This is a genomic window from Allobosea sp. RCC_152_1 (assembly GCF_041360765.1).
Lineage (GTDB): Bacteria > Pseudomonadota > Alphaproteobacteria > Rhizobiales > Beijerinckiaceae > Allobosea > Allobosea spartocytisi.
In genome coordinates this window covers 143,972-156,844 of the sequence record NZ_JBFUPU010000006.1, presented here as the reverse complement: position 1 = coordinate 156,844, position 12,873 = coordinate 143,972, and the positions used below count along the sequence as shown (strand labels likewise).

Sequence of the window (12,873 nt, the reverse complement as noted above, 5' to 3'; positions counted from 1 at the left end):
TCCTTCGAAAGGGAGGTGGACGCGGGGAGTAACGCGCGACCCCGCTTCAAGACACGGATGATTTTCGCAAAAGCGCCGCAATGGCTGAACGTGGCGCGAGATGCTTCGCGCTTCCGGTCTGCGGGAGGGCAAGGATTTCAGTGTCCTCGATGAGTATGTGAAGCGATCACCTGGTGCGACGGGCGGACGTCCTCATTTCGAGCTCAAGAGCAGGGAAGCGGCAGAGGCTTACCGCAAATCGATCCAACGCGAGCGTCGCGATCGGGAGAACGCCGGCCGCAAGATGGAAGGTGCAGCCACGTTGGACGTGAACTTCCGAGGTACGCCGGCAGGTATGTCGACCAGCACATCGGTGAGCGGCATGTTCAAGGACATCCGCCTGCGGCAGGTCGTTAAGCCGCCACGCCCCGGTGTCGATGTCTGGTTACAGCAAGCCGCGCTGGTAGATTTGCCGCTCTTTGCCAAAGTTCAGGCTCGACGCCCCTTGGGCGTATTCGGCTGCAAGCGTATCGCGGGCGATAAGCGCCGGTCCTTTTGACCTGCACCCGACATTCGTCTTGGGTCACGCCCCACCGGCCCCCCATCGCTTTCGACTCGGCGGTGATCGATTGAGCACCAGCCACACCAGTCCAAAGCATCAGGGCGGAGACCCTCAAAGCAACGCGCATCATCTGATCTTCTCCCGAGGCTGGGCGGTAACACACTCCGACCGGCGTTCATCGTCAATGGATAATGTAACGCGTGAACTCTTCAGCAGCAGCGGGGATCGATTGATCCCCGAGCTGTCGATCGCGGATATCGCCGAGGCTGCGCTGCGACCGAACCTGAGGGTGGTGCGGGAGAAGGCGCAGACGAGCTCGACCTGCAGGCCTATCACCGTATTCGGTCGCGGCTGGTCTCGCGCCGGACCGCGACGGTCAATCAGATCCGGGCGTTCCTGATCGAACAGGGTATCGCCATTCGCCCCGGGTTACGGGCCCCTGCGCATCTCGCTCTTCGACATCCTGAAGAACCGTGCCGATGAGATCTCGCCGCGCATGAGCGATCTGATCGTCGGCCTCTATGAGGACTGGCTATGGCTTGACGAGCGGATCGAGACGATCACCGCCGAGATCGAGAAGATCGCAGCCGAGCAGGCTGCCTGCACACGGCGCGCAGCTTCGCCTATCGTTATGACGGGCCCGCGCGACGGAGCACGCCCTGAACAGCTCTGCAATCGAGCTGACTTTCCAGCGGACGCCAACGCCGCCCCGGCCAGGAGCGCGGCCTGGCATCACCCGCCACCGGTCCGCGCTCAGCGCTCAGCTGGGCACGGCGGGGGCGTCTAGGCGCCAGGGGGGCGTTGAATTGCGAGCGATCAGCGCCGGAAAGATAAACAACGCGCGGCTCTTTGCCATGTTTTCGGGCAGAATCCGCCTTTTTACGAATTACACAAAGCTTCACAGGTCCTCTATATTGGCTAACGCCATTCACCCCTCGCCTTTCCACAACAATGGCCGACCATGTTTCTCTAGAGAAGACTTGGCGCTTCGTGCACACGATGGGAACCGCTGCTGACAGCAAGGAAGTCGCGGCAGCCTTGCTTCGCGCCAGCGCCGCGTTCGGCGTCTCGGCCATTTTCGGAGGAGTCGTCCCGAGCCAAACGCTTCCGCGAAGGGCCATTGCCTCGAGGATCCTTATCCAGGAATTCCCGCGCGACTGGGCCGATCGATATAACTCGCGCGGCTACGTCTATCGTGATCCCGTCGTCGAGCGCCTGCAAACTGAACGATCGCCCTTTTCATGGCGCGAGGCCTACGACGCGGCAGCCTCCTCCGCGGATGTTCTGCTCATCGGCGGGGAAGCCCGTGAGTTCGGCCTGGAGAATGGATATGTCGTGCCAATCTCGCTCCTAGATGGAAACGTCGCGGCGATATCCTTTGGCGGAGCGCAGATCGATCCCAGCCCCGATGACCGATCGCTGCTCGGTTTCGCGGCGAGTTACGCGCTCGGCACCTTGCTGCAGCGGCGGTTCAGCGCCAGCCGTGCCTACGGGCGCATTTCGGCCCGCGAATACGATTGCTTGCTTTGGTCGGCCGAAGGCAAGACCGACTGGGAGATCTCCGTCATCCTCGGCATCTCGAAATCGACGGTGACGAAGCACATTCTCTCCGTCCGCGAAAAGCTCGGCGCCGTCACCAAGGCGCATGCCATTGCGATCGCCTTGCGCGAGAAAATCCTCCGGTAGACGTATCAGCGGCGGCCGCCCCTTCCTGGACCCATTCTTTGACCCTTCTGGGCCTCCAGACGATCGCTGGCCTCGATCTCGCGGATGACGCGTTCCTGTTCGGCGCGCAGTTGAGTGAGCGCATCGGTCTTCACCAACCCCGGCGAGAGCCGATCCCCCGGATGCCGAGCAAGCATGCGCGCCGCCTCCGTCGCGGCTCGCGCTTCCTGCGCGGCGGAGCGTTCAGCCCCCGTCACGATCTGCCTTTTGGCTGCGAGGTCTCGCTGGGACGCTGGATCGATGCCGGCTCTCGCCTCGTCTCCCCTTTCGACTTCGACGGCCCGATCTGCCTGTCTGGCGGCCAGTTGCGCTTCCCGCTCCTCCTTGGCCCGAACGCTGTTCGCGCGCTCGATCAACCGGTCGGCATTGACGCCAATGATGGCCTCGACCTCCGCGCGCGTCATCCGCTCGACGCCGCGTTCGGCGAGACGCTGCAGATCGAGCCGATTGGCCAAGGTCTCCAGATAGCGCGCCGAAGCTTCGTGGAACTGTTGTTTCGTTGCTCCGTCGAGCAGATCGCGCGTCCGCGACACCGCTTCGTTCATCAGGCGCAAATCCCTGGCCATCTGCTCGGCTGTCACGGCCATGTCTGATCCTTCCTTCGTCAGAAGCTCCACGCGTTGCGCGATCGTGCCGAGGATGCCACCGACCAGGCGAGCTAAAGCCAGTCGCTCGAGCATATCCTTTGCGAGCGTGCTGCCGGGCCGGTCCCGCAAAACAACCCGCCAGCCGTCGATGCTGTCGTTCACCACGCGCCGATCGGCCTCCGACATCGCCATCCTGATCGGATTGGCCCGCGCTACGGCGATGCGCTGGCGCGCCTTGTCGATCATCGCCCGATTTGCCGGATCCGCGGCATAGGCGCGATCCCGTGCCGCGCGTCCGGGCCGCGGCCGGTCCGCCACCTGCACGATCGCCTTGTCCTTCGGACCATAGCTCTGCGACGAGGCGCGCTCGCGCGCGCCCGTCGCCACGATCTTCAGGCCTTCGGCCTGCGCATGTTCCGCATAGGCCTGGCGCCATTCACGGAAAGTGTCCCGGCCCGGATGCAGTTTTTGGCCCGATTCGCTCTTCACCGTGATGACGGCATGGACGTGGATATGCCCCTCCGCCTGCTTGTCGGTATGGACGCCGAACATGAATTTGTGATCGGCGAAGCGGTCATACAGGAAGGCGTGGGCGGCTCGCCTCAACGCCTCGACATCGGCCCCGGCTTTGGCCGAAAGGATCAGGTGCAGGGTGTCGCGGGTCGATTGCGAGCGCAGCGATGGCCCCCATTCCCGCGCGGCCGTTCTGACATCTGCGACGTTGGCGAGCGTTTTACCGCGGTCGTCGACGGCGGCTCCCTTCGCGACTAGGCGATCCAGCTGATAGGCAACGCCATCTCTGCCATGCCCGGTCGCTTTCAAAACGATGCCGATCCGGTCCGCCGCAACACCCGTCGCGACAGCGATCCTGTCCTTGATCGTCGCCTCCGACGCCCGGTCGAATTGTCTCAGTTCCCTCGCTGGCGCACCGCCCGCCGCCATCCGAGAGCGAAACCGCTCCCTCGCGGCCCCGGCCATCGCGACGACCACGCGCGCGTCCAGCGTGCCATCGGACGCCGCGTCGAGCCGATAGGCGTGGCGATGGCCTTCGAAGGCGGCGGCGATCGCCTTGTCATAGGCCGCCCGGCCTTCCGGGCTGTCGGCGACATCGTGGAGCGTCAGCCGTACCGTACCGACATCCTGGCTCTCCGCACGCTTCGAAAAGCCCGCCGACCAGGCCTTGATCTCGTCGGCGACCGCCGCCCGGTCCGCCAGTATCCGTCCGTCATGGGTCTCGAGCGGAACGTCCTCACGCAGGACATACTGGCCGGTCGCCGTCGCGCGGGCGGCTCCACTGGCATAGGATACCACTTTGATGACGGCGGGCTGATAGCCGGCCGCGAGCAAGCGAGCCCGACCGACGGCATTGCCCCTGCCGGAGAGGCTGCCTGCGATCGCTGCCGGAGGTCCAGTCTGGCTCCTCCCGCCCGGACCGTGTCCGCGGCCCTTCGGTCCCGGTGGAAGCTCCCGCTCGCGCTCGGCATCGAGCCCGCCTGTGATCGTCTCGCCTCGGATGAGTTGATGGGCGTGGGGCATCGCGGAGGGGCGCGTCGAGAGGCCGCGACTTCGACGAAGGTCCTCCTCCAGCCACACGGCTCTCGGCCGGCGCCGTTCCTCTCGCGCCTGGGCTATTCCGTCGCGCGCCGCAGCGACCTGCTCCGTCCACCAGGCGATCTGGCGGGCCCGCCTCATCGCGGATCGACCCCGACCGGAAGCGCGAGCTTCGCGATGCGCCGAAGCCGGGAGCCATGGGAGACCGTGATTTCGGTAAGCTCCTCGTTGATCACTGAGACGGCATCGTGGAGTCCTTGCCAGACCGCCTCGGTGTCATCCAGTCCGATGGCCTGCCCGGCCCGGACGGCCCGCAGAAGCTGCGCCAGGTTCCGCCCGACCGCCCGAACCTGGCTCGCTAGCAGAACCACCGCTTCGGTGTTCTCGGCCGACAGTGCCGGCCCCGCTTGCACTGAGGCGCGGATCAACCGGCGCACCACCTCCGCCCTTGGCAGACCAAAGAGCACGACCGCCTCCCGCAGCCGCTGCTCGTCGGCTGCGGAGAGCTCGGTCCGCAGCCGGGCCTTGCGTCGTGGAACGGCAGCTGACCGAGCCATCGCCCTCTCCTGTCCGGCCGAATAGCGGATCGCCAGATCCGCCGGAACCAGCGCCATCGCCGGATGCCGGCATCAGCGCCTCGGCGCCTCGGCGCTCTACGGCTGCGTCCCGCAGCCGCCTCTGGTTTGTGGCCCACAAACCGGTATCTTGTCAACAAACATCTATTATAATAGACCGGCAAAAGCCAGAACGCCCCCAGCGTGGAGGCGCGCCCCTCAGCCGGCTGGCCCGGCGCGACATCCCTCCTCCTTGCATCGCAAGCCTGGCATTTGCTGTTACCGCAATATCGCTTCAACGCATGTCGATAGCAGGGCCTTGCCACAACGCCGCAATCCGACATTTCGGATATCATGGGATAAAGTATTATCGTGTTATACCAATAGCATGGCGAGTCAGTCCGGCTCTACGCCATCGCGGCATTTCCGCAATACCGCGCAAGCCTCAGTCGTGGAATGCGGCGTCTCTGCAGACCGGTGAAGCTGCCTCGCGGCAATCGGATACTGCCGATCTGGCGCAATGCGCCATTGCCGCAATCACCCATCACTGCATCGGCACGCTGCGTTCATTCGGGAATGGCGGCCCGCGTTCCCGCGGCGATGCAGGGTTGTCTGATATCTATTATAATGTACAATGCTGCGACGATATGCGATGCCCGAGGATTACCGATGCCGAGCATCTTTGCGGTCGCCAATCCGAAGGGAGGCAGCGGCAAAACGACCGTCGCCATCATCCTCGCCGGAGAGTTCGCGCGCCACGGCTATGCGGTGGCGATCATCGACGCGGATCCGCAAGGGTCGTCCTATCAATGGCATGCGTCGAGCACCGCGCGCGGGATGACGCCACAGGGAATCGATCTGGTCCGTGCGGCCGACGAGGCGGCATTGTTCGCGGCGATCGCCGATCTCGACCGCCATGACGTCGTGGTGATCGACACGCCCGGCTATTACGGCAATGTCCTGATCCAGTCGGCGCTTCGGGCCGACCTCGTCGTGCTGCCCTGCAAGGTCCATACGTTCGATGCCTCGCAGGTCGTACGGGCCATCCGCAATCTCGAACAGCACGCGGCCGCATCCGCCTTGCCGATGAGCCAACATCGCGTGCTGTTCAACGAGTATGACAGTCTCGACCGCAACACGCGCCCGCTACGCGAGGTCGTCGCCTATCTCGATGGCGAACAGGTACCGATCTGCTCGAACGCGCTCTACCGCCGTGTCACCTTCCGCACAATGACCAGCGGTCACGGCACGCTCTACCAGATGAGCGATGGCGACGAGTCCGTCCGCAAGGCGCGCTACAATGCCGACCAGGTCGTGCGGGAACTGCTCTCTGCAAGCCAGGGCACGACACCAGACGAGGCGACCGCCTGAGATGAGCGGCTCCGATTCCAACAACAGGCCGGAGCGGCCTGCCCTGCCCCGCGACATGTTCCGATCGCAGCGTGTCAACGCGTCCAGCGCTGAAGCCCCTGGACCAAGGCCCGTGGTCGTGACGCCCGCCTATGACGACACCGGCGCCGGCGATCCTCGCCCTCACGGCGTCTCGCCGCCTCGGCACGACAATCCCGCGGCGCCCGCGCGTCGACAGATGCGAGCAAGACCCGAGCGGAATCCGTTCGAGGCCTATGGCGAACGCTCATCGTCCAGACCTTACGCGTTGCGGTTGCCGGACGCGATCGATCTCGTCCTTCGCCAGATCGCCGCCGAGGAGCGGACGCATCCGCTGCGCGTGATCGATCGGATCCTGTACGACCATCTCCGCCGGATCGGACGCCTGCCTCCGACATAGACCGGCCGGAGGAGGATACTCGGCATCGCCGAGGACTGAACCGGTCGAACGCCGGCACAAGCGAGCGCGCCCCATCAACGGCATCTCTCTGAATGCCTCGAATATCTATTATCCCGGAGGTTGGGACCTGATATAGCGTCCCCATAATCGCGACTGCCAACCTCCCCCCGATCTCCGATGCCCGTTCGCAAACCCCAGCCGATCGATCACTCGATCCTCAACGAAATGATCGCGATCCGGCTGCAGCAGCTCGAAATCGAGAACGGCGGCATGGAAGCGCTCCTGCCGAAGACGGGTCTCGCGCGTCAGACCTATTACCAGCTGCTCCGTGGCATCGGGAATCCGACGCTGAAGACGATCGAACGCGTCGCCTCCAGCCTGAACATGACGGTGTTCGAGCTTCTCGGCTTCGAAGTCGACGACGCCCGCCGGGCCTTGCAGAAGGGTGGGGTCGACTATGACGATCTGAGCTCGGCGATCGCCAAGAGGAACCGGGCTCAGCGCGCGCTCGCGCGTGAAGGACGGTCGCGCAAGCTTCCGTCATAGCTTTAGAAATTCCGCGCTGGCGCCGGGCGCCGCGAAAGGATCGTCACGCGGCTGCGCGGCGACCGCTTGCGGGCTGCGGGGGCGCCTCTTGGGCGAGCGTAGAGCCGGTCCTGGAGGGGCTCGCCCGGGCCGGTCCCCCACTATGTCGATCGGAACTGCAAAACCTGACCGCGGCCAGCGGCGTGACTTCGCAAGTCGCCCCCGAAATTGTCATTTCTGCCGATAACGCGGATTTTCCCGGGTTCAACGACGATGGCGTCGTGTTTTGCGCCGAGAATGAAGGCGGATGCGGAGAACTCGGCCCGGCTGGCGAGGTCGAGACGAGGCGACATCGAGAAATTTCGGTGGATAGCGGGAGATGCGGCTTCCTTCGCGTTACCGTCGCCGCGCACCCACTGCGATACTGGTCGAGGTCATCAACCTCACAGGATATCTTTTCCATGACGACAGCGACCGAGATTGCCGAGACGATCGCCGGCGAGCAGAAGCTGACGAAGGCGCAGGCGAAGGCCATCGTCGAGAGCGTGTTTCGCCAGATTGCCGCCGCGGCAAAGGGTGGGGCCGAGACGAACATCCCGGGCTTCGGCAAGTTCAAGGTGAAGGAGACACCGGAGCGCGAGGGCCGCAATCCGGCGACCGGTGCGACGATCAAGATCGCCGCATCGAAGAAGCTGAGCTTCACGCCGGCGAAGGCCGTGAAGGACGCGCTCAACGGCTGAGGCCGCCAAGCGCGTGTGGAGCGCGACGCCTCCCTAGAAGGGCGGCTCGCTGCTGTAACGCCCCTCGGCTTCGGCCAGCATGACCTCGCGCTCGGCCAGCGCGAGCTCCAGCTCCGCCTCGATCTGATGGCGCTCGGCGCGGTCGGTTGCATCCCGCAGCTCGGCGCGCAGTTCCTCGATGTGCTGTTCGTTCGGCATCGTCGCCTCCTCGATTGAGTGTGAAAGACGACGCCAGCGGTCATGGCGGGCCGCAGGGGTCAGGGATCGCGCAGCGACCGCCGCAGGCGGCGAGCGGGGGAGCCGATTTTCTGGCGGCGCCCCCGGGCGGCGGCTGAAAATGGGGGGCACCGCTCGTCCTTGAGGCCTTCGGGCCGCCATGACACGCTCGGACGATCTGAGCAGGCTTTTTCAGCTCGGGTCGGCGCCAGAAAGCTGAAGGCCGGCTCGATGCCGGCCTTCAGCTTCGACACGTGATATGGCGGTCCATCGGCGATGCGAGACCTGCTGTGCGGAATGGTGCCGTGGCGCCGGCGTCGTCTGGCGCCATCTGAGATGAGGAAGCCCCGCCTGGGCGGCGGGGCTCGTTCGCGGTGGGGATCAGGCCTCCCGCTTCGGGCGGTTCCAGATCAGGGTGTAGTCCCCTTCGGTCTCGCCCGGCCAGAGTGCCGCGGTGATCGGGGCGTTGAAGCTCGGATCGTCGAGCTTGAGCGAGATATAGGGCTCGCCGTCGCCGGAGACCGCGTTCCAGCCCGCGCCGACTTCGGCGCCGTTGCCGGTGACGCGGAAGTCCGGGGCGTCGCGCGAGACACGCTCGATCGGTTGCAGGCGAGCCTGGAAGCGGACGCTGAGGGTGCGCACATTGCCGACGATGCCGTTGCCGTTGCTCTTGAATTCGCCGATGACAGCCATGGTGGGATCCTTTCCGGTTTGCTCGGGCCGCGCCCGTCGCGGCCTCGATGGCGGTGTCAGGACCGGGGGCAATCGAACCCGCACCCACCGGGGTCCCTGTTGCGCTCGCGCAATGGGGTGGTTCTTGGGGCCGCAACGCAGTGGAGGGCGGCCGATCCCGGCTTTTTTGCTTCGCGCTGCAAAGGCGGCGCAGCCGCCGGCGGAAAAAAGCCGGGACCGGCCGTTGCGGATGGGCGATCGAGACGAGGTCGTCCCCCGGTCACACCCAATCCATCGAGACCGCATGGGGCGCAACCGTGACGCAAACAGGAAGGAGCCCGAACTGCCCCTTCATCGCCGGAGTTCAAGGGGTGCGCCGACCTCGACAACATCGTCGGCCCGTTCGGCACTGTTCGCGCCGATCTTGCTTGGTCCGTTCCGCCAACGTCTCCAGCCACGCCATGCCGCACCGCCCCGGATCGCGAGGGTCGGGGATGGCTGCGCCACGAATGATCTCCGACATCGGCAGAGCCGGCATCTCCGCCAGCGCCACCCAAGCAGCTTTAAGCCGCCGCATCGGTGGTGCCCGCGCCCCGACGGGGTCGGCTGGCTCTCGAGATCGGCAGCCAACCATCGCAGGCCGCTCCACAGGCCAACCCGCTGCCACGTGGGGGACGGAGCGCGTCATGGCGAGCTCGCCTGGCGGCGCGCGCTACCCGCACGGGTTGCGGCGCCGGTCGGGTCGGGCGAAACTTCGACGGCAAGCGAGGAGGAGATGGATGCGCCGGTTCGAGATCGCAGGCGCCGTTCTAAACGAGAACGATCCGGCGCTGCCAACGGCGATCGCGGCGGCCTATCGCGATCGGATGCGCCCGCTGTGTCTGTGCCGCGAGCCCGGCATCCCGATGTATGTCGCGGCGATGGGCGAGCAATTCGTCGTCAAGCGCATGCCACTCTCGGGCGGCCAGCACGACCCGGCCTGCGATTCCTATGAGCCGCCGCTCGATCTCTCGGGCCTCGGCCCGCTGATGGGCAGCGCGATCCGGCTCGATCCCGCGAGCGGGATGGCAGCGTTGCGGCTTGAGTTCAGCCTGACGCGAACCGGCAGCCGGGCCGCGCCGACGCCTGGTGCGTCGGAATCGACGTCGGTGAAGAGCGAGGGGCGCCGGCTATCGCTGCGCGGGTTGCTGCATCTGCTCTGGAACGAGGCTGGCCTGACCAAGTGGACCTCGGCCTGGGCCGGCAAGCGCCACTGGTGGAATATCCGCTGGCATCTGATCGAGGCGGCGAAGACCATGCTGGTAAGGGGTGCACCGCTGAGCGAAGTTCTGTTGGTCCCGGAACCCTTCCGCGCGGAGAACAAGGACGCGATCGAGCAACGGCGCGCCATCGCGCTGAGCGGGATTCAGCCTCAGAAGGCTGGCCCGCGGAAGCTCATGGTGCTGGTCGGGGAGGTCAAGGAATTCCAGGCGGCGCGCGGCGGCCACCGGCTGGTGGTCAAGCATTGGCCCGGTTTTCCGATCCTGCTCGACGAGCGCGCCTGGACGCGCGTGCAGGCGCGGTTCGAGGCCGAGCTCGCACTGTGGGCGGCGAACGATACCTCGCATCTGATTACGGTCGCGACCTTCGGGTTGAACGCTACCGGCCTCGCGATCATCGAGGAGATCGCGCTGATGGTCGTCGCGGAGAACTGGATCCCTTATGAATCCGCCCAGGAGCTGCGCCTCGTCGAGACATTGGCCAAGCTCCGCGAGCAGAGCATCAAGGGCCTGCGTTATGCCTCGCCCGCCGATCAGCCGATCGCAGCGGCACTGCTGATGCAGCACCGGCCACGCCCGCTTGCCCTCTTCGTCGTGCCCGCGAGCGCCGATGACGCCTATGAAGCCGCGCTCGAGGAGATGATCGCTTCTCGGCCCGAGATGGATAGCTGGATCTGGCATGCCGGCCAGGGAGAGATGCCGGCCCTCCCGGTCCGGTAGACGCAAGGCAAGACGAAAGCCGGCCCGAGGATGCTCACGCCGCCGCCTGTCGGTCCTTCTGTGGCTGCAGGTCATGAAGGTAAGTGACGGCGCGCTGGGCATGAGCGGCCGCCTGGAAGATCGCCCGGCGGTCGCCATCGAGCAGCTTGAGCCATGAGGCGACATAGCTGGCGTGGTCGGGCCGAGGCTCCAGCTCCGGCACGATGCCGAGATCGGCGCAGAGGAAGCTCGCGCCGATATCCGCGATCAGCTCCTCCCGGGCCCGCTCGGTCTGGTCTGTGTGATAGCGGCTGAGATCCCGGTTGAGCCGATGCGGCGCTCCGGCCCAGTGGATGCACTCATGGCCGAGCACGGCGACATAGGATTCGGCATCACGGAAACACCGCAGATCCGGCATCTGGATGCTGTCGCTCCCTGCGGCATAGAACGCCTTCGAGCCGCCATGCCGGATCATGGCACCGGTATTGGCGAAGAAGCGGTCGGCATGCTCGATCCGAACCAGCGGATCGACTGGCGGTTCCGGGCGCTGACAATAGTGATCGGGCAGGCCTTCGATCTGCTCGCAATTGAAGACGGTGTAAGCCTTGAGAAAGGGGATATCGCGCTCGATCTCGCCGCCGGCCGCGTCGACCTCGGTCTTGGTGAAGCGGCTGGCATAGACGACGGTCGAGCCGCCTTCGCCCTTGCGCACATGGGCGCCAAGCTCCCTCGCCTGGCGAAACGTCATCCAGATCGCCGAAGAGAACCCACGCGCCATCGCCTCCGCCCAGAGCAGCAGGACATTGAGCCCTGTATAGGGTTGGCCGTTGTGGCGCAGCGGCCGGGTCATCCCGCCAGCCGCCGTACCGGCGTTCCAGGGCTGCACCCAGGGACGGGTGCCCTTCTCGAGATCCGCCACGATGCGTTCGGTGATGCGCGCGTAGATATCGGCGCGGGCTCCCTTGTCCTTGCCTGTCATGACCTTGTCCTCCGTTTCGGGGCCGCGCCCATCGCGGCCGGTCACGGAGGTCGAGCACCGGGGCAATCAGGAGGGTCGCGCACCCGGCCACCCAGCCCGCGCTGGCGCGGCGGGTGGTTCCGGGCCGAAACGCAGTGCAGGACGGCAAAGCCGTTGCGCGGACGGCCGGCCCCGGCAGGCCCCCGTCCGGGACCGGATGGAGGGTCCTGCCCCTTCCTTCCCTCGCCTGGATGCGGCAGACGGCGAACCGGAAATGGCCGGCCCCGAACGGGACCGGCCTGGTTGGTCGTGATCGAAGGGCGAGGCCGAGGTCCCGCCGGCGGAGGCTCAGCCGAAAGCCGCCATTTGCATCTCGGCCGCCTTGCGGTCGACGGCGTGGCCGGGATTCTCGGCGGCACGCTCGAAGGGCTTCCAGCGCTCGCCGATGACCTGCTCATAGGCCGCGACGGCGCCCTCGGCCGCCATGCGAAGCGCATGGGCCTGGACGCCCATGTCAGCGGCGAACTCGCGCTTGCGCTGCGCGGCGCTTTCGAAGCCGACCGGACCGTCGAGATCTTCGTCGCGGGCCTCGTTGGCAAGCTTGCTCGTCAGGTCGCGCGCTTCGCTGACGGCCCGGCTGTAGAATTGGCCGGCGCCATGGGCGGAGCCGACATAGGAGCCGACGATCCGCTGCAGATGGATCTGCATCGCGCGTTCGGCGAGGCCTTCTCGCAGCACATCGGCGGTCTCGACGATCATTCGTTCGTGCAGGTCGCGGATGGCTTCGCTGTCAAGCACGGGCAGGCCAAAGCTCTCGGCAATGAGGATGGCCTGCGCCACATCGGGGCAGGCGAGCCGGACCATGTCGAGGGTCGTGCCCTTGCGGAGCTGGACGACGCGGGCGGTCGGGCGGGGAGCGGTCCTAGGCATGCGAATTCCTTTCTTCGGTTGTGCCGAAGAACCGGACCGGCCCCTGCCGGCCCTCCCTTCGGGCGCGCTCGAATGAAACCGGCGCAGAGACGGGTGCTTCAGGGTCCGGGGCGACCAAAACGAGCGG

At 65.9% G+C, this 12,873-nt stretch carries 13 protein-coding genes and 1 pseudogene; 8 read left to right on the top strand and 6 right to left on the bottom strand.

What is annotated here, in order from left to right; translation table 11 throughout:
• The first annotated feature begins 100 nt into the window (after positions 1–100).
• From AB6806_RS20165 to AB6806_RS20155, 3 genes and pseudogenes are all read left to right on the top strand, one after another.
• Positions 101–538 carry a hypothetical protein gene (locus AB6806_RS20165; RefSeq protein ID WP_370955356.1) on the top strand — a complete coding sequence of 146 codons (438 nt, stop codon included), beginning with the start codon at positions 101–103 and terminating at the stop codon, positions 536–538.
• A gap of 259 nt (positions 539–797) precedes the next feature.
• A pseudogene (locus tag AB6806_RS20160) lies at positions 798–1,136 on the top strand (IS110 family transposase); the annotation flags it as partial.
• Between the two features lie 356 nt (positions 1,137–1,492).
• Positions 1,493–2,227: a helix-turn-helix transcriptional regulator gene (locus tag AB6806_RS20155; RefSeq protein WP_370955355.1), complete on the top strand. Its 735-nt coding sequence runs from the start codon at positions 1,493–1,495 to the stop codon at positions 2,225–2,227.
• A 5-nt stretch (positions 2,228–2,232) separates the two neighbouring features.
• Here AB6806_RS20155 and AB6806_RS20150 read toward each other — a convergent pair whose 3' ends face one another.
• Positions 2,233–4,200: a relaxase/mobilization nuclease domain-containing protein gene (locus AB6806_RS20150; protein WP_370955354.1), complete on the bottom strand. Its 1,968-nt coding sequence runs from the start codon at positions 4,198–4,200 to the stop codon at positions 2,233–2,235.
• 341 nt (positions 4,201–4,541) lie between these two features.
• Positions 4,542–5,018 (bottom strand): hypothetical protein, encoded by a 477-nt coding sequence (locus AB6806_RS20145; protein ID WP_370955353.1) that lies wholly within the window; start codon positions 5,016–5,018, stop codon positions 4,542–4,544.
• A gap of 609 nt (positions 5,019–5,627) precedes the next feature.
• Between AB6806_RS20145 and AB6806_RS20140 the strand changes: the two genes are divergently transcribed.
• The 4 genes from AB6806_RS20140 to AB6806_RS20125 all read left to right on the top strand — a co-directional run bounded on the left by AB6806_RS20140 (position 5,628) and on the right by AB6806_RS20125 (position 8,012).
• Positions 5,628–6,329, top strand: a complete 702-nt coding sequence (locus tag AB6806_RS20140; protein ID WP_370955352.1) for a ParA family protein — start codon at positions 5,628–5,630, stop codon at positions 6,327–6,329.
• 1 nt (position 6,330) lies between these two features.
• On the top strand, positions 6,331–6,747 hold the full coding sequence (locus tag AB6806_RS20135; RefSeq protein WP_133565039.1) for a hypothetical protein: 417 nt from the start codon (positions 6,331–6,333) through the stop codon (positions 6,745–6,747).
• A gap of 177 nt (positions 6,748–6,924) precedes the next feature.
• A complete protein-coding gene (locus AB6806_RS20130) occupies positions 6,925–7,293 on the top strand; it encodes a helix-turn-helix domain-containing protein (RefSeq protein WP_038366341.1) in 369 nt (122 codons plus the stop codon).
• A 440-nt stretch (positions 7,294–7,733) separates the two neighbouring features.
• Positions 7,734–8,012, top strand: a complete 279-nt coding sequence (locus tag AB6806_RS20125; RefSeq protein ID WP_370955351.1) for an HU family DNA-binding protein — start codon at positions 7,734–7,736, stop codon at positions 8,010–8,012.
• A gap of 33 nt (positions 8,013–8,045) precedes the next feature.
• Here AB6806_RS20125 and AB6806_RS20120 read toward each other — a convergent pair whose 3' ends face one another.
• Entirely contained in the window at positions 8,046–8,210 is a 165-nt protein-coding gene (locus AB6806_RS20120) for a hypothetical protein (RefSeq protein WP_370955350.1), read from the bottom strand.
• 399 nt (positions 8,211–8,609) lie between these two features.
• Positions 8,610–8,921, bottom strand: coding sequence for a DUF736 domain-containing protein (locus tag AB6806_RS20115; protein ID WP_112764973.1), 312 nt, complete (start codon positions 8,919–8,921; stop codon positions 8,610–8,612).
• A 758-nt stretch (positions 8,922–9,679) separates the two neighbouring features.
• Here AB6806_RS20115 and AB6806_RS20110 point away from each other — a divergent pair.
• Positions 9,680–10,879 carry a DUF1173 domain-containing protein gene (locus AB6806_RS20110; protein ID WP_370955349.1) on the top strand — a complete coding sequence of 400 codons (1,200 nt, stop codon included), beginning with the start codon at positions 9,680–9,682 and terminating at the stop codon, positions 10,877–10,879.
• A gap of 34 nt (positions 10,880–10,913) precedes the next feature.
• Here AB6806_RS20110 and AB6806_RS20105 read toward each other — a convergent pair whose 3' ends face one another.
• Both AB6806_RS20105 and AB6806_RS20100 read right to left on the bottom strand, forming a co-directional pair.
• Positions 10,914–11,837: an ArdC family protein gene (locus tag AB6806_RS20105; protein WP_370955348.1), complete on the bottom strand. Its 924-nt coding sequence runs from the start codon at positions 11,835–11,837 to the stop codon at positions 10,914–10,916.
• Between the two features lie 327 nt (positions 11,838–12,164).
• A complete protein-coding gene (locus AB6806_RS20100; protein ID WP_370955347.1) occupies positions 12,165–12,746 on the bottom strand; it encodes a hypothetical protein in 582 nt (193 codons plus the stop codon).
• Positions 12,747–12,873 lie beyond the last annotated feature (127 nt).